This is a genomic window from Lysinibacillus telephonicus (assembly GCF_039654155.1).
In the GTDB taxonomy this organism is placed as follows: domain Bacteria; phylum Bacillota; class Bacilli; order Bacillales_A; family Planococcaceae; genus Ureibacillus; species Ureibacillus telephonicus.
On the sequence record NZ_CP155468.1, the window covers coordinates 218,981 to 242,700 of the forward strand.

The window sequence follows — 23,720 nt, forward strand, 5'->3', positions numbered from 1 at the left end:
CTATTAACTTAATGAATGAATCGGGCGAGTTGTTTTGAAAAAATTATTAAAATTAGGTTTCCTTATATTAGGGATTTATATTTTTTTATATGTGAATAATAATTGGATTGTTACGACAGAACATATCTATGAATCGGAAAAAGTACCTGAAAGCTTTGATGGATTTCGTATTACCCAAATATCTGATCTGCATGATGCTGTTTTTGGTAATAACCAAGAGCGTCTTGTGGAAAAGGTTCGTAAAACCCATCCGAATGTAATATTTATTACTGGTGACGTAATTGACAGTAATCGGTATAACCTTGAGCAAAGTTTAGTTGCTGTTCGTCAGCTGGTGGATATAGCAGAAGTTTACTATGTTATCGGCAATCATGAGGTTGCTATTAATCAGGTAGATGAAATTTATGAAGCTATGAGGGAAATAGGTGTTCATGTCATGCCTAATACCTCTGTTACTTTAAAACATAAGGGCGGGGAAAGCATTTCTCTTATCGGTATTGAAGATCCACTTAATGGTCATGAAACACAGGAAATGTTAAATTGGGCGATGTCGAAAGTAGATAAAGAGAGGCTTATGATTCTTTTAGCACATCGACCAGAGAAATTTAATACTTATGTAGCAAATGGCATTGATCTTGTATTTGCTGGCCATGCACATGGTGGGCAAATTCGCTTCCCTGGATTAGGTGGCCTAGTTGCGCCAGGGCAGGGATTCTTCCCGAAATATACAGCTGGCTTATATGAGGACGGGCAAACGACAATGAATGTTAGCCGTGGTTTAGGAAATAGCGGAGTGCCTTATCGGATATTTAATTTACCAGAGATTGTTGTAGTGGAATTAAAAGCGGAATAGGTAAAATAACAGTGTATAGAGGTAAAATTTACATTTCTACGCTTTTTTCGCTCTATAAATAGCTGCATGTATTAACGAAGTAAGAAAGCTTTTATCAATATCTTGAAATGGGCTGTGGGATAGTTTTCTTGATATGAGAATACTTTTATATCAAGTTTTTATACCTGCTTCTTCGCTTTCGGTACAGATAGATTGTACCTGCCGCTGTGCTTTCGGTACAGATAGATTGCGACTGCTGGCTTTACCTTTCGTCGTAGGAAGGGGACGTCTCAAACCCTTATGAGACGTCCCCTTTAGCTTTTATAAAAACAAATTCTTCATTTTCGCTAACAATTCATCCGCAGATAACAGCTTTTCCCCACCGCCTTGAATGATATTGTCATTTCCTCCACCCTTGCCATTTATAAGAGGAAGGATTGCGCTAGAGACATCCTTCATACTTTTTTCTATATTTGCTCCACGTGCTGCAATAAATTGAAGCTTATCATCGTTGTCTGCAACAAATAATGCAACTGCCATACTGTTTTGAGCAGTAATTGCTCGGCCAAGTTTTTGTAAATCCTGGATTGTTCGATCTTTATATGCAGCTGCAATGACTCCATCTTTACAATTTGCAGCAAGTTCTTTTGCTTCATATTCTAATAACTTATTTTGAGCATCTTCCAATGCCTTTTCAGTTGCTTTTACTCCGTTTAGCACTTTTAATAGCGCCTCTGCAGAATGTTCTTCAGGCACGCTTAATTGACGTGCTACATTCGATAGTACGTTTTTCCTCATTCCCAACTGATCTAATACTCGTTTCCCACATACAAACGAAACACGAGTGTTTTTCTTCATTTTTTCAGTTCCTAATATTTTAATGGCGCTTACTTGTCCAGTCGAATTAGGGTGAGTACCACCACAGCCGTTATAATCGTAGTCGGGAATAATGACTAAACGTATATCTTCATCAACTGAAACGTCCTTGCGTAATTGGTAATTTGAAAGCTCTTCTTTTGTAACCCACTTTGATTCAATTGGACGATTCTCTAGTATAATTTCATTTGCTCGTTTTTCTGCCAAAACAAGCTGCTCTTCTGAAACAATTTCTGTATCTAAATCAATCGTTACTAGCTCATTTCCTAAATGGAAGCTGACAGTAGCAAAATCAAAAAGTTCTACAAAGGCTGCAGTTAATATATGCTGCCCACAGTGCTGCTGCATATGGTCAAATCTGCGCTCCCAATCTAGAACGCCTACTATTTCACCATCTAAAGAACTTATATCTCCCTCTACATAATGCCGTATCTCCTCTTCAACTTTTTCAACATTAATTACACGAATATCATTAATAAATCCTGTATCATTTGGTTGCCCACCGCCTGTTGGGTAAAAAGCTGTATTCGAAAGTACGATAAATGGGCGATTATAATCTATTCCCGTACGTATTACTTGAGCAGTAAATTGTTTTATCATGGCATCTTGATAATAAAGTAAATCTTTCATAATTTTCCCCTTTCTGTTCAACGTAAGGATTCTGGAAGTAATTTAAAAGTACAATAAATTTTATATTAAGAGTTTGTAACTTCCCCCTATATTTTCACTAAATGCAGTATGATTGCTTTGAATCTAGCTCTACATATTGAATCACGTATTAAGTAGACTTTCACAAAACTCTTAGTAACATTTTGGCATAGAAGTGTATTACTGTCACGAAGGTAGTAAATAATCCGTAAGTCATTTTATTTTTAAATACTTAAATAGTATTGTAAAATACTTAAGTGCAAATTATGGTAATTTTTTGAACGTTTTACCTAAAAGTTGGCTCGAAAAAGGAGAAATGTAGATACTTAGGAGTGATTTTGGTGAAAAAATATGTGATTATATGTACCTATATCCTGTGTGTTTTTGTTCTTTCCGCTTGCTCAGGTACAGACGAAAACACGGAAGATGATCGAGTGAAAATTGGTATCATGTTATCTGATGCAGGTTTAGGAGATCAATCATTTTCTGATCTAGGATTTGCAGGTCTGGAAAAAGCACGTGATGAATTAGGAATTTCGTTTGATTATCGTGAACTGAAGGATACTAAGACTTATGAGCAAGGTCTTGAAGAGTTGGTCGAAGAGGGAAATGATTTAATAATAGGGCTTGGTTTCGCTATTCAGGAAGCAATGGAAACAGTGGCTGAAAAATACCCAGACACAGAATTTTTAATAATTGATTCCCAATCAGATTTACCAAATATTAATAATATTACATTCAAAGAAGAAGAAGGATCTTTTTTAATTGGTGTAGTAGCTGGGATGAAAACACAAAGTAATGTTGTTGGCTTTGTTGGAGGAGAAGATGCACCTCTTATACATAAATTTGAACAAGGGTTTATTAATGGAGTAAAAGCCGTTAACCCTGAGGCACAGATACTTTCCAAATATGCAGGCACTTTTGGAGACGATAAATTAGGTGAAAGTATTGCAAAAGAGATGATAACAGCCGGGGCTGATTATATTTATCCAGCTGCAGGCTTTACAGGAGTAGGGGTTTTACTTGAGTCACAGCGTGCAGGAACCTATTCCTTTGGAGTTGATAGTGACCAATTTTATCTAGCAGAGAAATCTGTTGTGTCTTCTATGGTTAAACAGGTTGATGTCGCTATTTACGATACGGTAAAAGAACTCGTTGAAACAGGGACTATTTCTGAAAAAAATAAAGTACTAGGATTCAAAGAAAACGGTGTAGTAATTGCCCCAATAAGGGTGATAAAGCTTTCAGAAACTGAACAAAAAACATTAGATCAGTTTACAGAAGGAATCTCAAACGGATCAATTACAATACTAGACTAAGAGGCGGAAAGTAAATGAAATTAAAATATAAAATATTACTTCTATCCATCGTTCCTCTGTTGCTTTCTGCGTGTATTATAGGATTTAATATAATTCAATTAATGACTTTAAAATCCTCAACAGAGGAAATTGTTGATTCACTTGTTACGGTTGAAGAATTAAATAGTGCATCTAAAAGTCTTCAAAAATCTTTAAGTGCATATGCTCTAAATCTAACTGAAAGCAACAAAAATGATATTGAACAAGATTTAAATTCGATTCAAAACATTCATAAGCAATTAATGCCTACTTTAACTACTGTCGAGCAACAAGCATACGCTGAAAAAATATCGAATAAGTATGAAGAAATTCTTAGCCTTTCGACTCAAGCGATTAATGAGAACAACCAAGCAGAAATAAAAAGACAGTCATTAAGAACAAAGGGCTTAATAAATGATGTTATTGAGCTTAAAAGAAATATATCCTCTCAATATGCAAACATGCAAGCCGAACTGCAACATAATATCGATAGAATCATCTTTATATCCATTTTGTTAGTTGCTATTCTTTTAGCTGGAAGTATCTTCTTCGTATACTTCCTTACAAATCGGATTGTTAAAAGCATAAGCAAAGTAACGAAAAATGCAGAGGAAATTGCGAATGGAAATTTAGCAATCAATCTAGAAGAGGAAACATCAAAAGATGAAATTGGTTCTCTACAAAACTCATTTAAACACATGACAATGAATTTAAGAGAAATCCTATCACATGTATATGATAGTTCAAGTCAAGTGGCTGCTTCGGCAGAAGAGTTAATGGCGAGTGCTGATGAAACAATGAAGGGCGCAGAATTGATTTCTGCATCAATTCAACAAGTATCCAATGGTGCTGAGAAGCAGGCTGTTATGTCTGAAGAGTCTGCCCGCTCTGCACAACGAAGTATACTAGCTGTCAGTGAAATAACTGAAAACGCTAATTTGGCACAAAAATTATCAATATCTACTAGCGACAAAACAAAACAAGGCTCAAGTTATGTAAAGGAAACTGTCTCTCAAATGCAAAGAATTAATGAATCTGTAAAAGAGACAGACGCTGCATTGATTAAGTTAAATAATCAAACAAAAGAAATTGTACAAGTTTTAAGCCAAATAACGGAAGTAGCAGACCAAACGAATTTATTGTCACTTAATGCAGCGATTGAAGCTGCAAGAGCAGGAGAAGCAGGAAAAGGGTTTGCAGTTGTAGCCGATGAGGTAAGAAAACTAGCAGATCAAACAAGAAGTTTAGTTTCTAACATTACTGAAGTTGCAACCCAAATAGATATTGATACAGAGAAAACGGTTCATTCTATCAATGATGTAAAAGAACGTGTAAATTCAGGTTTGATAATTGCTTCTGATACACAAACTACATTTGAGGAAATTCTTACAGCAGTTGAACAAGTAAACATGCAAGTAAGCAATATAACAACAATATCAAATAAAATCCAATCAGAAGTGTCGAAAGTATCTACACATGCTTATGAGATGTCAAACGTATCTAAAGCTACTTCAGATAACTCTAATTCTGTAGCGGCTACATCAGAAGAACAGCTTGCATCTATGGGGGAAATTACGGGTGCGGCTGATTCATTGGCCAATCTCGCAGAGGAACTGCAAAAAAGGTTATCAAAATTTACAATTTAATAAATATTTGTGTATGATAAATGAGGCGTAAGGCCAAAATAGAATCTCTTAAAGTAATAAGAAGGGGCTTGTTTATGGAAATTACACAATTTTCGATTGAAGAAATAAAAGATCCAACCAACATTATTGAAGGAAAACGTTATGAATTTTTGCTAGATGTTGAAGTGGACGAAGAAGATGAACTATATTCTGCTGCAGGTATTGAAGTTCGTGTTTTAATAGGACAAAAGCCAGATGGGGAAACTTACATCTTAAACTATTTCATTATTGATAAAGCGGAAAATGAATACTTAGATTTTGCGCTTGAAGATGAAGAAGAGGTAATGATTTTAGGGTTCTGTCGAGAACAATTAACAAGTGAAGAAACAGAATAAGGATACCAAAAAGAGGCACAGCATTTTGTGCCTCTTTTTTATGTTAAATGATTGCGATTGAAATTCCAGTGTAGAATCACTCGTTTAAAACAGTGACAAAAATTAGCAGCGCAGCATTTAATATTTTTATCCCAAACTTAAATTATATTAAAATGTTATTTAAAGCCCATAGCCTAATTTCCATTATAAGGTTATATTTTAAGAGAAGTGTTTTTTTAGGGAGGGCTTGAAAATGCTTTTAAAACGTAGTAAGTGGTTAACATTTGTAGTCGCATTCGCCATTTGTTTAAGTCTATTTACTTTACAAGCAAAGGCAAAAATTGTTTCAAAGGAATTCACCGATGTGCCAAAAGACAAGCCATACGCAAGTGCTGTTTATGATCTTGCCGAGCGAAATATTATTGGCGGATATAAAGATGGTACTTTCAAACCAGAAGCAACTATCACGCGCGGTCAAGCAGCAGCAATTATAGCAAAACTATTAAACCTTGATACTAAAAATGTAAAAGATCCAGGATTTAAAGATGTGTCTTCAAAACTTTGGAGCTATGGAGCTATTGCTGCAGTATCTGAAAAAGAAATTTTCCGTGGATATGCAGATGGCAGATTTGGACCGAATGATCCCATTACTCGTGGGCAAATGGCATCTATTTTAATTAAAGCTTTTGAATTCCATTATTATAATGCTGATTATCAGGATTCCCCTTTTAAAGATATAGAGAGATTAGAGAGTCATAAAGATGCAGTATATACGCTTTATAAGTTAGGTATAACTTCTGGTACAACACCAACAACATTTAGTCCAAATAATCCGATTACTAGAGCACAAGCAGCAGTTCTAATTACAAAAACGGAAAGGGCTCGATCAGCAACAGTTACATTAAATGTAAAAGATTATGGCTGGTCCAAATTTAGAGAGTACGAAGATTATCATGATCGCTATAGACCTGAACAAAATGAAGAAGAAATTATTCAAGTAATACCAAGTAATACGAATGCTAGATTACTTCAAATCGTACCGGTAAAAGTTGGAACTCAAAAGCTTTCTATTGCTGGTCTGAAGGTGGATGCAACAGGTAGCGAGAGCAGGGTATATAAAAAATACTATGTCCACGTTACAAAAGATAGCAGTCAACTAAAAATTAACTTTGAAGAAACAGAAGATGTTGTACCGACAAATGTTGGATTAAATGCTAAGAAAGAATCTATAGAAAAAATTTCTCTCTCAACGATGAATGGAACTATTTTAAACGACAATATGGAGTTTAAAAACTGCAAATATATGGGGTCTGATGAAACTTGTATTACGTTAACCGAACCTGGTGAATATATTGCAACTGTTAAGTATGTGAATGGTACACAAGTTCGCTATGGCATACAAGCAACCGTAAATTCATCTAGTTTCTACTTCGGCACAAGGTTACTTGAAGAAAATCCAACTGTTACGGTGGATTTAAGTGAAGATAAAGGTGACTTTAGTGAATATGAAATAAAAAATACTAATGGTAGCGATGTTATAAAATTCACTCGAGAAGGTAATTCTGATATTTTCCATATCGAAGGGGTGTCGGAAGGGAATGTTTATATAGATTTTCCTAAAAACGACGAGGGCAAGGAAGGATTGCTAGGTTTAAACATTAATGTTCAAAAAATTGGTTCAATTATTCATGTTGTAGTCAATCGCGATTACTACGATCCATACCATTAACAAACCAATAAGTATATTTCACAAGAAATAGACTTTAAAAAAGTAGATTAGTGTATGAGCAACGTTTATTAGAAATATTTAAATAACCCAGCTGCCATTAAGTCAGCTGGGTTATTTCACGTATAAGGGAGCTTTCCGCTATGTAACATAACAGGATTATAGCTCAAAGCAATCATACTGTATTTAATAGAAAAAAAGGGATGATTTACAATCTCTTAATATAATCTTTATTGTATCTTAAATTTTTTGAAAAATTCTTACATTACATTAATAATTTTAGCTTAATTACTCATATTTCTCTGACCTTCCCCATATAATTTTCAGATTATTTCTATATTATGATTCTTTTTATATAATTTTAGAAAAACAACTGTTATAATACTGTTTTAAGTAATATAATCTGTATTATCACAGGTTTTGAAGTAACATAGGTTTGTCATTTTTCTTTAAGGGGTACTCGTTTAGTTCATTAAAGGGGATGGGAATATGGCGATTTTAAAGGGGTTAAAAATACTTGATTTTACTTCAGTACTACCTGGTTCGTTAGCGACAATGATGTTTGCTGATTACGGGGCGGATGTGATTCATATAGAATCTTCTCGTCGGGTAGATTTAATGAGAATTATGCCGCCATATGATGAACATAAGGAGTCCTATATTCATCAATACTTAAACCGTTCAAAGAAATCGCTTTCATTAAATTTAAAAGAGCCTGAAGCGGTTGAAATTGTGAAGAACTTGATTCTTGAATATGACATCATAGTCGAAGGATTCCGTCCTGGAGTTATGCAGCGTTTAGGATTGGACTATGAATCGCTAAACTGTGTAAATCCAAGGCTTATTTACTGTTCCATCACTGGTTACGGTCAGACTGGTCCTTACCGAGAACGACCTGGGCATGATAATAATTATTTATCTATAGCAGGCGTGCTCGATCATTCGCGACTAAAAGGAAAAAAGCCAGTCGCGATGGGCATTCAAATTGCAGACATAGCAGGAGGGACATTGCACGCAGCGGTAGGGGTGCTTGCTGCGGCACTACATCGTGAACAAACAGGTGAAGGAAAGTATATCGATGTTTCTATGACTGATGCAGTATTTTCAATGAATGCATTATATGGACCTGCTTTTTTAGGAAGCGGCCATGTAGCTCAGCCTGAAGAAGAAATATTAAATGGCGGAACGTTTTATGATTATTATCAAACAAAGGATGGGCGGTATTTCTCAGTGGGAAGTCTTGAACCACAATTTCGCAAACTGCTTTGCGAGGCGTTGGAGATTCCCGAATTAATCCAAAGTACATTTAATGATTCAACATACACACAAAAACGATTTAAGGATGCAGTCAAAGACGCATTTCTATCTAAAACTTTTGTTGAATGGCTCAACATATTTAATAATGGTTTCCATGGTTGTGTAGAGCCTGTTTTGACTTTTGATGAAGCTTGTGAACATCCGCAAATACAAGCTCGCAATATGCTAGTAGATGTACCAGATCATAACGGAAATCTTCAAAAACAAATCGGAGCTGCAATTAAGTTTAACCAAGTAGAACCTACCTATAAATTCGTAGGAGCAAAACTTGGGCAACATACAGAAGAACTATTGCTAGAACGAGGATATTCAAAAGAAGAAATTGTTTCATTAAAGGATAGAGGGGTTTTACAATAAAAGAGTTTTAGGATCGTCTCATTTGAAATGGAGGCGATCCTTTTTACGTACTCAACTCATTTTTAACATAAACAGAAACAAAATCTCGTAAATTAATAAAATGCTCATCGATTTTAAAATACTTTTTATAAATTTCCATTAATTTTTCAAAAAGCTCATACTGCTCAGTTGCAAACAAAGATTTTAATATATTGCATACATGATTTGAAGTCATATTTGCAATTTCATAATATGGACTTCTCTCATCATAGTAATGCTCCAGCCATTCTTCTATGGATTGCAGCACATATTGAGGGGAATTATGAACAATATAAGCAATATCACGCTGCACAGTTGCTTCAATTCGATGAAGCAAGTCCTTATTAAACTGCTGAGCATTAAAGTATTCATAAATGCTGGTACAGGAAGCAATTTCATGTTGTTTAAGCAATTGAACGACTTCTGAAAATTGATTGCTTTGAACAAGTGCATCTATCAGTATATAAAAAACTTGCTCTAAATAGTTATTATCATACCTCTTTACAAGTGTGGTTGGTTCCGGTTTTAAATTCGGCAATACATCACTGTATTCTAATAGCAATTCGATTGCATGGTTAATAAGACGATCATTTTGAATTAACTGTTTTCCATATTTAATTATTTTTTCAGTATCGTTTTGAGTAGATGTTGTGATTGCCAAAATATATGTTAAAAGAGTTAATTCTTTTTCGGATAAAGCCCATTTGCCTTTTTCCCATGATTTAATTATGTCTTCAATTAATGAATTTAACTTTCGGAAATGTCTCTTTCCACCGTTATAATGTGATATGAGATTGAATAAATGAAGCTCTTTTAATTGAAAGGAACGAATATTTTCATTATCAATATATTTGATAAGTTGGTTAGTTATAATAACAGATTGGTTTAGTGTGTATTGTGTTTCTAATAAACCTTTAAATTGCTTCATAAGTTGTGTCGCATTTTGGATTGTATGTAAGGGTGTCTGCATAAAGATAGAATAGATTTTTTTAGTAAATAAAACATTCCAGAAATTAGAGTGCTCATTATAAATAATATGGACTAAATACTTTTTTCCAATTTGATATAAGTAAATTTGGTGTAGACCTCCGACTGCCTTTGAAAATTTAATCTCTTTTCCAAATACTAAGCCAATTAAGTTTTCAAATTTAAATGAATTATGTATAAGTAAATAGTCAAAAATAGTCTTTTTCGCTTGTGGTGATGAAAAAAAGGCTTTCAATCGGTCATTGGCATTTTCTAAATCGATTGATGTCCCTTGAATAGTTGCATGTAAAAATAAATTCACATCTCCCCAATAATTTTGAGCTGTAGAAAATATAAGTTTACTAGCTTTTTCTTTATTAACGAGAATAGAATTTGCGGGGAGGATTGCACCAAAAATATCGCTCCAATCCTCTGATAATCTACAGATAGCGTCCTCTAACGAGTGTCCTACTTTCCCTTTTGTTTCATTTAGTAGTTCATAATCTATTTTTAGCATAATGACACCTCTATCCATAAAAGAGAAATCTTACAAAAAATATATCAAAAATTTTTGAAAAATAAAATGTCCAGTCAGTGGATCCCCTCTTTACAGACATTTTAATTTAACTCTTCTTACTCATTAAAGTACTTGCAGCCAATAATGTTGCAATGTAAACAATAACTGTGAATATGATGCTTGAAGTTGGGAAACTGCCGGTATTCACGTAAGATTTTATTAAATTGATTGTAAAAAGTACTGATAAAAAAAGGCAAATATAAAAGTGTCTTTTATTTTTATTTCCTCTCATTTTTGCCACTCCATATTTATTATTTAATCCAATACTAACATCAGTAATGTGACAATAAAATTATTTTATTTTAAATAAATCATTTATGTAGGAAGTTACCAAAGTTCTGTTAAGTTAAAAATGATTTTATGCGGGCGGTTGAAAAAATTGTATTTTTTTCATATCTTTATCAATGGATAGTGGTTATTAACCGATATAATTCATATAGTGTGTTTTTTGGTAAAGATTCTATCACTTTAAATAGAAAATAACTTAAAGGAGGCTCTTAAAATGGAGAAAGGCAAGTTTAAGAAGCTGAATAAGGCAACTGTTGCTACCATTTTAGCTGCCAGTGGTGTCGCTGTAGTCGTTCCGCAGCCAACATTTGCGAATACATTTAAAGACTTAAACCCAAACGCCGATTATTATGGACCAGTTATGGAACTAACGAATCGTGGAATAATTAGTGGGTACTCAGATGGTACTTTCCGCCCTAATAGTATCGTTACACGTGGACAGGCAGCTAAGATGCTGGCTCTTGCATTAAAGTTGGATATAGAAAACGTAGTAAATCCAAACTTTAAAGACGTACCAACAAATTATCAATTTTACAAATATATTGCAGCATTAGTACAGGAAGGGTTAATTGATGGCTATTCAGATCAAACGTTTAGACCAGATGAGCCGATAACACGCGGTCAAATAGCTAAAATTCTAACATTAGGCTATCGTTTTAGTGTAGCAACAAAGCTAACTCATCACTTCGAGGATGTTCCAAGTAATAATAGTAATGCCTACTATATTCAAACATTAATTAACCTAAATATTACTAAGGGAGTCTCTCCAGTATCGTTTAAACCAAACGATCCTATTACACGTGGGCAGATGGCAACTTTCATTGTAAGAGCTGAAAATGCAGATGGTTCAGGAATGGCTGTAAATACAGTCGGAAAAATTGAAGGCAACAAAGTTTATATTAACTCTGTTCCATATTCAATTGATCCAAGTCTAACTTCAATCTTTAATGAAAGTAATGAAGCTATTCTAAAAGATGCATACGTAGAAGGTACGTTTAGTGGAAAGACAATCAAATCATTATCGAAGTTAACAATTAATGCTTCTGGTTCTGAAAATAGAAAGTTGCAATTTGATGGTAAAAACACAAGCTATAGTGGACAGCTTATAGTGAATGGCAACTATGTTGAATTTAAGAATTGGACATTATCGGGTACAGTAACGATAGGTGAAACACCTCGAAAATCATTAAGCTACTATACGAATAGATTACAAAATGTTCGTATTGCTAGTTTAAACGGGGTAGGATTTATTGATTGGACAAAACCAACAGAGCCAGAAGACAATGAGTTTTTAAATCCAGATGAAAATGAGCAGTTAAAAGATAAACCATCTAAAAATGGTTCATCAAAGGTAATTGATCGTATGCCGGTAATAGAAAGATATGTAGATTTTACAAACTGTACGGTAAATCGTTTAGTTATTGAACAAAATCGTACATATGTTACTGGTGATAAAAAGTTTGGCAGTATAACTGTGCAAAAAAACGTTGAACAGTTTGAACTTTATGCTGATGCAGAGACGATGTATATTGAAACAGACACTTCAGTTATCATGTATGGCTCTAGTGATATTGATAAAGTTTATAAAAATAGTTATTACGATGTATATTTCAATTCTGATAGCTACATCGACATATTAGCAGTAGACAATAGCTATGGTTGGATTGATATCGGTGACAATGCATATATTGATAAGGCAATATTGCCTGTAGGTAAAGGTGTTAACGATATTTTTGATGACTTTACCAATGACAGCGAAAACATCGGGGATATCGAAGACGAAAATGGTGACGATGTCGACAAAGACCCAGGTGATGATGAAGTAGCAGATAACACAAATCCAGAAATAATAGATTTAGACGTAATACCATCAGGTGATGGAGGAGAAGCTCAATTAACTGCCAATGAAAGTGGTACATATTACTATGTAGTGCGCAGTGCCGAAGATATAGAAAAAGGAATTCAATCGGCTCCATCAGTAAGAGAAATCATCGTTGGGGCAAGAGGTAGCGGTCAAGTTATTGAAGACCAAACTGCATTTTTTGAAATAACAGGACTTGAAGAAGAAAAGGAATATATTCTTTATGTAGTAGTAGTTGATGCTGCAGAAAATGTATCGAATGTAGAAAGTAAACCATTTACAACAACAGATGGAACGTTGCCTCAAGTAAATAATTTAACAGCTAGACCATTGCATGGTGGGCAGCGAATTGAGTTCAGCTTTAGACCTAGTGAGCCTGGGGAGTATTTCTATTACATCCGAATTAAATCGACTGCACCAGATCCGACAACAGAGGATATTATTCGAAATCCTTATGGAAGAGGAACGATTAATAGTCTGACAGATTTAGAAAATGGATTTGTTACAGATATCGCTTCCGGTTTAGCAAACAACACAGAGTATGAATTATATGTTGTGATGAGAGATAAGTGGGGGAATATTTCAAATGATCCACCACAGAAAGCAACTGTAAAAACAGGTGATTTAGATAATACACCACCATTTATAGTGGATGGAAAACTTAATGTATTAAATTATGAAGAAAATACGTTTTATTTTGAAGTAAGTGAAGAATTAGACCCGGAAACGGCACAAAATACTCAAAATTACCTCTTATCAGGAACGGGTATTATTAATACAAGTGGACAGGAAGAAATTTATCCTGAGAAAGTTGTTTACGATAAAACGAATAATCGAATCATTTTAACTATTCCTTCATTAACAGGTTTTGTAAATGGAGATAATTTAATTGTGACAGTGCTTCCGAGCGTAAAAGATATTGCCTACAATGACTTTGAAAATACAAGCAATGTCCATCCAACGGCAACGCCTAGAAACAGAGCGGAATATATTCATTCCGATACATTGCTTCCAGTGTTAACGTTAATAGGTGAACCGGAAGTGAATCCTTCTAAGACAGCGGCATTAGTAACGTATCGTGCCAATAAAGCTGGGACTTATCACTATGTAATTATGGAATCAGGCATCGACCCATCAGCTATTGATGGACGAGAAATGATTAAAGCAATTCAAGACAATGCAACAACCTTAAATGTGACGTCTGGTGATACTGTTGTAGGTATAGACATTGTTGGAAGCAACGGAAATAACCCGGCACAGCTCGGAGAACAGACAGTTAATATTCCATTCCCAAATAGAACGGCTTTAAATCCTTATAAGAGCTACGATTTATATATCGTATTACGAGACCGTTCTGGGAATATTTCGCAAGTACGATCTACACCTCTTATTGCCGATGAGCTGCCGCCAACGATTACTGGGGTAGATGTTAAAGTAAATGAAGGGGATCGTTCTGCTGTACTTTCCTTTACATCAACTGAGATGGGTGAGTATTACTATCTTGTTAGAAAAGAAGGAGAAGACCCGGCTTTACCAACAGATGAAGATGAATTAAAGGCTTATATTTTAGAAAATGGTAATAAACGAGAAATGCGAGAGTTAGGAAACAGTGTTTCTCTGAATGGGCTAGACCCACACGAAGACTATATGTTGTATTTAGCTGCAAAGGATGTATTTGGCAACGTTACAATATATAAAAACCATAGAGTAAATAATCAAGGTAAAGAATTACAACATGATGGCTTAATGGCGTACAAATTCTATACAGATGGAACTGCTCCAAAAATCGGTGAGGTAGTAAGAAAATTATCCCGAGCAGAATTTGAAGTAGTAAATAACCCGGCAAGCTTAAGTGGAACTGGTAACTTTGAATCTGTAACATATGAAGAGAATAAAACATTCTTAGTAACATTCTCTGAATCGATTATATTAGATGACCCAACACAGAGCTTCTTTGTTATCAGAGATGAAGATGGTAATCCAATTGATAAGACTAAATATACGTTTGTATTTGAAGACTACTATGATGAAACTAAACCGAATACGGTAAATTCTCCAAAAAATACTTGGAGTCCTAGAAGAATGATTATTAAATTCAATGAAGAAATGAAAAGTAGCTTTAGTGTCGTAATTGATGCGAACGCAGTAGATATTAACAAACCAGATGCATTTGGTGGAAATAATAAATTTGAAGGTAATACTCCACTTGGTAACAATGCAATAGGACACTATAAATATCCGACTACTACAGCGAATAATGAAATCCTTGCTGGAGCATTAACAGGAAATATTACATCAGTAGGTAATTATAAATACTCTAGTACAATGGATTTACTAGTTCAAATCAATACAACTTTAGATTGGAAGCAAACATATTACTTTGCTGTGGCAAATGTTAGTGCGCAAGATTTAACTGCGGATGATATTATTAGAGTTGTTGATAAGGGTACGACGATACAGGGTGTTACAGCAGGTGGTAAAGATGAACTGGATGTAAGTACAATTAGTGAGGGAAGCTTCGTACTTCACCTTAAAACACCAGTTTCAGGTCAAGTATTTACTACAGGACAAAAAATCTATCTGTTAACAGTTGACCAATACGGTAACGTTGTAATGGCTATGGATAGAGAAAATAATCAAAATAATTATATATTAATTACTGCACCATAATTTAAAGTAAGAAGGATGTCCAAAAGTAAAAAACTATGGAACATCCTTCTTTTATTGAATAAATTGGAGTGGTGATATAAAATTTCCATATGTAGTATAAAAAACTGAATTATAGAGGAAAATACTATGACCTACTTATCTATGATTTTCTTCCAAATTGTCGCCCCAATCTTAGTGCTTTTAGTTATTGGAGCTGCTTTACAGAGAAAATTTCAATTTAATTTAAAGGCGATGTCACACTTAATTACATACTGTTTTATGCCGGTTACTGTATTACTAAACATATATGAAACGACTATTGAAATGAGTGTTTTAGGGCAGGTTGCAATATTTATTCTCCTATTAATTGGAAGTCAAATGCTTCTTAGTCATTTTATTGCAAAAATACTCGGTCTTAATCGCATGGAATCTGCAGTTTTCAAAAATAGTGTTGTTCTAATTAACTCTGGAAATTATGGAATTCCAGTTGCTCAAATGATATTTGCTACTCAGCCAATCGGTGTTGCCATTCAGGTAATTCTAGTGATCTTTCAAAACATAACTACATACACATATGGTTTATATAATCTAATTTCTGCAACAAAATCAGGTATTGAAATTTTAAAAGACTTTATTAAAATGCCAATTCTCCACGCACTTTTATTGGGTGTTATTTTGAATGTCTTGAACTTCGACATTCCTCAAACAATACGAATCCCACTCGATCATATTTCAGATGGATTTGTTGCCGTTGCATTAATTACACTTGGTGCACAGCTTTCTCAAATTGAAATAAAAACTATGTTAAATAAAACTATTTTAATCAGTTGTTTTACAAGATTAATAGTGGGGCCTTCTGTTGCCTTATTAATAATTTATATATTAGGACTTGATGGAGTAGTAGCACAATCACTTTTAATAGCAAGCTCATTTCCAACGTCTCGCAATAGCTCAAGCCTTGCACTTGAATATGATATTGAATCGAATACAGCTGCGCAAACTGTATTGTTCTCAACAATTGTTAGCTGCTTAACAGTAACGTTTGTAATTTACTTATCTACAATGCTCTTTGGATAATAATAAAAACGCTTCGTAATTCATATTGAATTACGAAGCGTTTTTTTGGATTGGATATCAATGAAAATAAATCGTTAATTATTGACCTACTTTAGTTAGGTATGGATTTGAAAGGTCCATTCCGTCTAAAGTTAAGCCCATAGCTTTTGCTACGCCTTCACCATATGCTGGATCAGCTAAGTAGCAGTGTAGGATATGGCGGCGTTTAATAAATTCTTCTACGCCTTCCATGTTTGCAGCAGTGTTTTCGAATAAACGTTGTTGTTCTTCTGCTGTCATTAAGTTAAATAACTTACCTGGCTGTTCGAAGAAGTTATTATCATCTTGGTTAAAGTCGTAAATATCAGCTGGACCATCTAAAGCAAGAGCTGGGTCTTTGTATTGTGGTTGAGCTTGTAACGCACCATAGCTGTTTGGATAGTATGATAAATCACTTCCGTTGTTGCCATCAACACGCATTGCGCCATCGCGGTGGTAAGCGATGAATGGACAACGTGGTTTGTTTACTGGAATTTGGTAATGGTTTACACCTAAACGGTAACGAGTTGCGTCTGCATAAGCAAATAAACGAGCTTGTAGCATACGGTCAGGTGAGAATGAAATACCAGGAACTACGTTGGATGGAGCAAATGCAGCTTGCTCAACGTCTGCGAAGTAGTTTTCTGGGTTTTTATTTAATTCGAATTCACCAACAGGAATTAATGGATATTCAGATTTGTACCATACTTTTGTTAAATCGAATGGGTTATCTTTGTGATTACGAGCTTGTTCTTCTGTCATCACTTGGATATACATTTTCCATTTAGGGAAATCGCCGCGCTCGATTGCTTCGAATAGGTCGCGTTGTGAAGATTCGCGGTCTTCACCGATTACTTTTGCAGCTTCATCGCTAGTTAAGTTTTTGATACCTTGTTCTGTACGGAAGTGGAATTTCACATATACGCGCTCACCAGCTTCGTTTATCATTGAGTATGTGTGAGAACCGAATCCGTGCATGTGACGGTAGCCATCAGGAATACCACGGTCGCTCATTACGATTGTTACTTGGTGTAATGCTTCCGGTAGACTAGTCCAGAAATCCCAGTTGCTATTAGCGTTGTGCATATTAGTTTTTGGGTCACGTTTAACAACGTGGTTTAAATCTGGGAAGTGTAATGGATCGCGGAAGAAGAATACAGGTGTGTTGTTACCAACTAAATCCCAGTTGCCTTCTTCAGTGTAGAATTTAAGAGCGAAACCACGGATATCGCGTTCAGCATCAGCTGCACCACGCTCACCAGCAACTGTTGAGAAACGAGCGAACATTTCAGTTTTCTTACCAACTTCAGAGAAGATTTTTGCTTTTGTATATTTCGTAATATCATGAGTTACAGTGAAAGTACCAAATGCACCCGAACCTTTTGCGTGCATACGACGTTCTGGAATAACTTCACGGTTAAAGTTAGCTAATTTTTCGATTAGGAAAACGTCTTGTAATAGAATTGGGCCGCGACGACCAGCTGTTAATACATCATCGTTGCTTACAACTGGAGCACCAGTAGTAGTAGTTAAACGTTGATTGTTTTTATTTGTCATATATGTACCTCCTAAAATTTAATTTTTAACCTCTTCGAAAGTCAGTATAACAAATCTAAATCATAATATCTACTAAATTATAATAATTCTTTTTAAGAAGTTTATATCCTTTACTAAATATTTTAAAAGTAATGCAGAATAGTAAAAAGATGTTTTTGCTTTTCTGGATAGTGTCTTTCTTATTAATAGGGAAAACGTTGTCTGATAATGATTTTGTCGAGGAGAGTCGAAATCTGATTGTAAATTTTTTGTTTAAAATTTTAAAGAGGTTTTTTTATAAATTTACATTTTCAATAAAAATATTAAATTCTTATTGAAAATTTATAGTTCTAATTGAAAATGAACCTTGTAGAAATACCAGGGTCATTAATATTAAATAAAAAACTAAAAGATTTATAACTTAAGCTCTATTGTTCAATTAATAACCTTTTAATTTTTTGAGAGGTCACCCAGCAAATTAATTATTATGAATAATCTATGTCATATATATAAAATACATCTTTTTTCAGTATTAAATATCATTGATATAAGGAAATTCAGTAATCTAAAATTGAGATAACGGGGGATTGATAATGAATATACAGGAGACATCTGAATTTCTAAAACAGTATAAAGAAGAATTGGGTCTTTCCGATGAATGGTATGAAAATAGAATGAAAGATATACGAAGTGACAGCGATTATTATCCAACAACTGAGGAATTAACATTCGGTGCAAGAGTTGCTTGGCGTAATAGTAATCGATGTATTGGAAGACTCTTTTGGAAGTCATTATATGTATTTGATGAACGCGAATTACAGACAGAAGAAGAAATATATATGGCACTTCTTCGCCATATAAACTTCGCAACTAATAATGGAAAAATAAGGCCGACAATAACTGTTTTTAAGTCAAATGCAGTGCGTATATGGAACTGCCAATTAATTCGATATGCAGGATATGAAACGGAAGGTGGCGTTTTAGGAGATCCACATTCAATTGAATTCACAAAAATTTGCCAACAATTAGGTTGGCAAGGAGAAGGAACAGGGTTTGATATACTGCCTCTTGTAATTCAAATAGCAGAAAATGATCCGAAAATTTTTGACATACCAAAAGAATACATATTAGAAGTACCAATTCGCCACCCTCATTATGAAAAAATGACGGATTTGAATTTGAAGTGGTATGCAGTACCAATAGTATCAAATATGAAATTAAGCTGCGGCGGCATCGAGTTTCATGCAGCCCCGTTTAACGGATGGTATATGGGTACTGAAATTGGGGCTCGAAACTTTGCTGATATTGACCGTTATAATTTACTGCCCAAAGTAGCTGAAATAATCGGACTTGATACTAACTCTAATATATCGCTTTGGAAGGATAGGGCGCTTGTTGAATTAAATGTTGCTGTCCTGCATTCATTTAAAGAAGCCGGCGTAAGTATTGTAGATCACCATACGGCTGCTCAACAATTTAAATTATTTGAACAACAGGAAGAAGATAATAATCGTCAAGTTACGGGTAATTGGTCTTGGTTAATTCCACCAATGTCTCCAGCAGCAACACACATTTTCCATAAGCCGATTGCAAATATTATTAAAAAGCCTAATTATTTTTATCAAAAAAGGCCTTATTAAAAAAGCTATTTAAAAGTAATAAAGAACTTTTAAATAGCTTTAGTTTTTATTTTTTATTTAAGATCATATCAATTAATTCATCTCGATCAATTAAATAAACGTCATTTGTCATAGCTAATTTTTCTGCTTGTTTTGTAAAATAGCTATTTGTTGCAACCCAAGCCTGCGTAGCATCATACATTTTTAATGCACCGACAATTTCTTGAACAGCTTTTACCCCAACAGAACCAGAGTACCTCTTTGCTTGTACGACGATAATTTCTTCTCGGTCCTCTAATATTAAATCTGCGCCATAATCGCCGGAAGCCTTTGTGTACGATACTTTAAACCCACGCTTTTTAAAAAGATGGCCTAAATATTGCTCAAATTCTTCCCCAGACATTGCATCGATTTCTTTAATTCCTGCTTTTCTTAATCTTGCATAGCCTCTCGTTTTACGCCAAATTTTAAAGCTAATAACAAAGAGAATGAATAAAACAATAGCGGCAATAATACCATTTATTGAATTTGTATAATACCAACCACCGTATCCGACTACGGAAATTATTAATAAAGGAAAAAAACGAATTCGCTTTTTCTTTTTTTCTTTGCGTTTTCGCAAACTGCTTAACCCCTTTTATTTTTACTCATATATCCCTATTTAACGTGAAGCAAGGCCGACACCTTAAAATGCCTTACCGTCAAAGCGGGACTGTTTCACTAACAATCAGTAGAGGATGAAGAGGTCCCCCTTGATTGAAGTTTTACTTTATTTTATTGTAACATAAAAAGGGTACATATGTTTGTGTTATAGATATCGATTTTTCGCACTAATATAGGCTGAAACAAACAGTATCATTGATGCAATAATAAATATTATATTTGATGTGTTCCAGCTTCCTGTTACATCATGTAAATATCCGAATAAAACTGGTCCAACTGCTGCAAGTAGGTAGCCAATAGATTGGGCGAAACCTGAAATTTGCGCAGCTTCATATGCTGTTTTTGTTCGTAAAGTAAACAGCATTACAACAACACCAAATGATGCGCCTCCACTAACCCCTAAACAAATCATCCAAACAACTGTTAAGTCTGTCCATTTAAAAAAGAGTCCAGTTAATCCAATTAAATAGAACAATGTGAAAAAGATGACGATTGGCCGCTGCGATTTCAATTTCTCTGCAATAATTGGAATAAGAAAAGTCATTGGGATTTGTGACATTTGCATAATTGAAGCCATCCAGCCAGCCTTTTGCGCACTCATTCCTTGTGAAATTAATATTTCAGGTAACCACGCAGTGAAACTATAAAAAAGTAGTGACTGCAATCCCATTGAAATTGCAATTGCCCATGCTAACGGCGTTTTCCAAAGCTTCTTCTCCGCCGGTTTTGTACTATCGCCGGAAATGGCAGTTAAATCAACTTTTTGTCCCCGCAGAAGCGGAATCCAAGCAATCAGTGTAATTGCTGTTAGAATAATTGAAAAAGAGAGGGCACCTTGCCAGCCAAAAGAAGTACTAGAAGCTATTGGATTGCTGATTCCTAACGCTATACTAGCTGATATATTCATTGAAACTGTGTAAATTCCTGTTAAAAGACCTACGTGAAGTGGATATTTAAGCTTAAAAAGACTAGGTACTAACACATTTCCAAAAGAAATGCCAATACCTATCAGAACAGTGCCTAAAATTAAAAAAGAAGTAGTGCCTAGTGAACGTAAAATAATGCCTAACGTTAGTAAAATAACTGCATAAAATAATGTTTGCTCCATTCCGAATTTACGTGAAATTCGAGGAGCTAGTGGTGAAAATACTGCGAACGCCAATAACGGAATGGTCGTTAAAAACCCGGCAAGTACATTTGAAATGTTAAGTTCATCACGTATAATTGAGATTATTGGTCCAACTCCCGTTAAAGGAGTTCTAAGCGTAGTAGCTAGAAAAATAATTGCAATGACAAAGAAGACCGTTGTTGAGCTTATATTTATTTTTTTATTTTGATGAGTTGTTGTTTTAACAGTAGACATATGTTGCCTCCAAATGTATCAAGTAAATAGTAAATAAACTCATTCCATGATAAACTATGAAACGAACCAATCTTAATCATACAACTTCAAACTGATTTGGGATAGTGTTAATAATCATTAAAAATACCATCTTAAGTTAGATGGTTTTTATTTTTTACTGATTAGTAAAATTTAAAAATTTTTAATAATGTCTAGCTCCAGCGCCCAGCCCCTTGAGGTCGCGGTCTGCCCTCGGTCGAAAGCTGGAAAGATGCTTTCGATTTGGGCCCTCCGACGTACAGGGATGTACAAGTGCCGACAATGCAACAGGACGTGGCGTTCTTGTCGGCCAGCGCTTGTCGGGGCTAAACAAATTTATTCTGCATCGAAAGCGATAGCGACAGATGCAGGGCGCTTGCGCTTTTCTAAGTTAGTGTACTTCAAAGGAGATTTCAACATGAATGACACAAATAATAAAAAACAAGAGCAAGGTCTAAAAAGGGGATTAAAAAGTCGCCATATTACAATGATTTCACTAGGCGGGACAATTGGGACAGGCCTATTTTTGGCTAGTGGTGCTTCGATTGCACAAGCCGGTCCTGGCGGTGCTCTTGTTGCTTATGCATTAATTGGTATTATGGTGTACTTTTTAATGACAAGTTTAGGAGAAATGGCAGCTTATATGCCAACGTCGGGTTCTTTTAGTACGTATGCAACAAAATTCGTCGACCCTGCATTTGGCTTTGCGATGGGGTGGAATTACTGGTACAACTGGGCAATTACAATTGCAGCAGAGATTTCAGCAGTTACACTCATTATGAAATATTGGTTTCCAAATAGTTCTTCTGTACTTTGGACAGTACTATTTATCGTTGTTATTTTAACATTCAACCTATTATCTGTAAGAGCCTATGGGGAAAGTGAATATTGGTTTGCCATGATAAAAGTCGCAACGGTCATTGTATTTATCATCGTTTCATTTTTAATGATTTTTGGGATTTTAAGTGGCCATGATCGAATTGGCTTTGAAAACTTCTTTGTTGGAGATGCGCCATTTAATGGTGGGTTCTTAACGATTTTTGGAATTTTCTTAGCTGCAGGTTTTTCATTCCAAGGTACCGAGCTTTTAGGGATAACAGCAGGTGAAACAGACGATCCAAAGAGAAATATTCCAAAGGCTGTTCGATCAGTGTTTTGGAGAATATTGCTTTTTTATATTTTAGCTATTTTAGCAATTGGCTTATTAATTCCCTATACTGATTCAAGACTATTATCTGAAGATATTGCCGTATCTCCATTTACAATAGTATTTGATAAATTAGGAGTTGCCTTTGCTGCTTCAGTAATGAATGCGATTATTTTAACGGCAATGTTATCAGCAGGTAATTCAGGACTATATGCATCTTCAAGAATGCTATGGCAGCTAGCTGTAGACGGCAAAGCTCCAAAAATATTTGCTAAACTAAGTAAGCGTGGCATACCGGTTTATGCATTACTTGCTACATTAGCTGTAGGGTGTTTAGCATTCTTGTCCTCCTTCTTTGGAGATGGCCTCGTTTACATGTGGCTTCTAAATGCTTCCGGCTTGTCGGGCTTTATTGCTTGGATTGGAATTGCTATTAGCCATTATCGATTCCGTAAAGCGTACGTAGCACAGGGTCTTGATATTAGCCAGCTGCCTTATAAAGCACCGTTAGCTCCATTCGGATCACTATTTGCATTTGTTGTGTGTATGATTGTTATTATTGGACAAAACTACACTGCGTTTATAGGAGATTCAATTGATTGGTATGGCGTAGCTGTTTCTTATATCGGTATTCCGCTGTTTTTAGCACTTTGGCTAGGATATAAAATAAAATATAAAACAAAAATTGTTCCACTAGAAGAATGTGATTTAGAACATCACTAAAAAATCTCGACAAAATTCGAAATTAGAATTTTGTCGTTTTTTTATTTAAGAAATAGGTAAAATGATATCAATTATTAAATCAATACTTGGTATAATGGGGATAAT

General features: G+C 34.9%; 15 protein-coding genes. 10 read left to right on the plus strand and 5 right to left on the minus strand.

Annotated features, from left to right (window positions below; all coding sequences use genetic code 11):
• The first annotated feature begins 34 nt into the window (after positions 1-34).
• Complete coding sequence (locus tag MKY04_RS00990) at positions 35-853, plus strand: metallophosphoesterase (RefSeq protein WP_126295675.1); 819 nt, start codon at positions 35-37, stop codon at positions 851-853.
• 300 nt (positions 854-1,153) lie between these two features.
• Here MKY04_RS00990 and MKY04_RS00995 read toward each other — a convergent pair whose 3' ends face one another.
• Complete coding sequence (locus tag MKY04_RS00995) at positions 1,154-2,338, minus strand: alanyl-tRNA editing protein (RefSeq protein ID WP_126292387.1); 1,185 nt, start codon at positions 2,336-2,338, stop codon at positions 1,154-1,156.
• 359 nt (positions 2,339-2,697) lie between these two features.
• On the opposite strand from MKY04_RS00995, the gene MKY04_RS01000 reads away from it, so the two are divergent.
• The 5 genes from MKY04_RS01000 to MKY04_RS01020 all read left to right on the plus strand — a co-directional run bounded on the left by MKY04_RS01000 (position 2,698) and on the right by MKY04_RS01020 (position 9,092).
• Positions 2,698-3,675, plus strand: a complete 978-nt coding sequence (locus MKY04_RS01000; protein ID WP_246020121.1) for a BMP family lipoprotein — start codon at positions 2,698-2,700, stop codon at positions 3,673-3,675.
• A 14-nt stretch (positions 3,676-3,689) separates the two neighbouring features.
• A complete protein-coding gene (locus tag MKY04_RS01005; RefSeq protein ID WP_126292388.1) occupies positions 3,690-5,339 on the plus strand; it encodes a methyl-accepting chemotaxis protein in 1,650 nt (549 codons plus the stop codon).
• A 74-nt stretch (positions 5,340-5,413) separates the two neighbouring features.
• A complete protein-coding gene (locus tag MKY04_RS01010) occupies positions 5,414-5,713 on the plus strand; it encodes a DUF6509 family protein (RefSeq protein ID WP_126292389.1) in 300 nt (99 codons plus the stop codon).
• Between the two features lie 232 nt (positions 5,714-5,945).
• Entirely contained in the window at positions 5,946-7,421 is a 1,476-nt protein-coding gene (locus MKY04_RS01015) for an S-layer homology domain-containing protein (protein ID WP_346235182.1), read from the plus strand.
• Between the two features lie 486 nt (positions 7,422-7,907).
• Positions 7,908-9,092 carry a CaiB/BaiF CoA transferase family protein gene (locus tag MKY04_RS01020; protein ID WP_126292391.1) on the plus strand — a complete coding sequence of 395 codons (1,185 nt, stop codon included), beginning with the start codon at positions 7,908-7,910 and terminating at the stop codon, positions 9,090-9,092.
• Positions 9,093-9,135: 43 nt separating this feature from the next.
• On the opposite strand, the gene MKY04_RS01025 is transcribed toward MKY04_RS01020, so the two are convergent.
• Positions 9,136-10,593 carry a hypothetical protein gene (locus MKY04_RS01025; RefSeq protein ID WP_126292392.1) on the minus strand — a complete coding sequence of 486 codons (1,458 nt, stop codon included), beginning with the start codon at positions 10,591-10,593 and terminating at the stop codon, positions 9,136-9,138.
• Between the two features lie 562 nt (positions 10,594-11,155).
• Between MKY04_RS01025 and MKY04_RS01030 the strand changes: the two genes are divergently transcribed.
• Together MKY04_RS01030 and MKY04_RS01035 are read left to right on the plus strand one after the other, a co-directional pair.
• Positions 11,156-15,472, plus strand: a complete 4,317-nt coding sequence (locus tag MKY04_RS01030) for an S-layer homology domain-containing protein (protein ID WP_126292393.1) — start codon at positions 11,156-11,158, stop codon at positions 15,470-15,472.
• A 126-nt stretch (positions 15,473-15,598) separates the two neighbouring features.
• The gene (locus MKY04_RS01035; RefSeq protein WP_126292394.1) at positions 15,599-16,528 is read left to right on the plus strand and encodes an AEC family transporter; all 930 of its coding nucleotides are present in this window, start codon (positions 15,599-15,601) and stop codon (positions 16,526-16,528) included.
• A 78-nt stretch (positions 16,529-16,606) separates the two neighbouring features.
• Here MKY04_RS01035 and MKY04_RS01040 read toward each other — a convergent pair whose 3' ends face one another.
• On the minus strand, positions 16,607-18,103 hold the full coding sequence (locus tag MKY04_RS01040) for a catalase (protein ID WP_126292395.1): 1,497 nt from the start codon (positions 18,101-18,103) through the stop codon (positions 16,607-16,609).
• 572 nt (positions 18,104-18,675) lie between these two features.
• Here MKY04_RS01040 and MKY04_RS01045 point away from each other — a divergent pair.
• Positions 18,676-19,722 (plus strand): nitric oxide synthase oxygenase, encoded by a 1,047-nt coding sequence (locus MKY04_RS01045; RefSeq protein ID WP_126292396.1) that lies wholly within the window; start codon positions 18,676-18,678, stop codon positions 19,720-19,722.
• A 46-nt stretch (positions 19,723-19,768) separates the two neighbouring features.
• Here the strand turns inward: MKY04_RS01045 and MKY04_RS01050 are convergent, their stop codons facing one another.
• Both MKY04_RS01050 and MKY04_RS01055 read right to left on the minus strand, forming a co-directional pair.
• On the minus strand, positions 19,769-20,323 hold the full coding sequence (locus MKY04_RS01050) for a restriction endonuclease (protein WP_126292397.1): 555 nt from the start codon (positions 20,321-20,323) through the stop codon (positions 19,769-19,771).
• 186 nt (positions 20,324-20,509) lie between these two features.
• On the minus strand, positions 20,510-21,727 hold the full coding sequence (locus MKY04_RS01055; protein WP_126292398.1) for a CynX/NimT family MFS transporter: 1,218 nt from the start codon (positions 21,725-21,727) through the stop codon (positions 20,510-20,512).
• A gap of 436 nt (positions 21,728-22,163) precedes the next feature.
• Here MKY04_RS01055 and MKY04_RS01060 point away from each other — a divergent pair, with 436 nt between their 5' ends.
• Positions 22,164-23,615, plus strand: coding sequence for an amino acid permease (locus MKY04_RS01060; protein WP_126292399.1), 1,452 nt, complete (start codon positions 22,164-22,166; stop codon positions 23,613-23,615).
• Positions 23,616-23,720 lie beyond the last annotated feature (105 nt).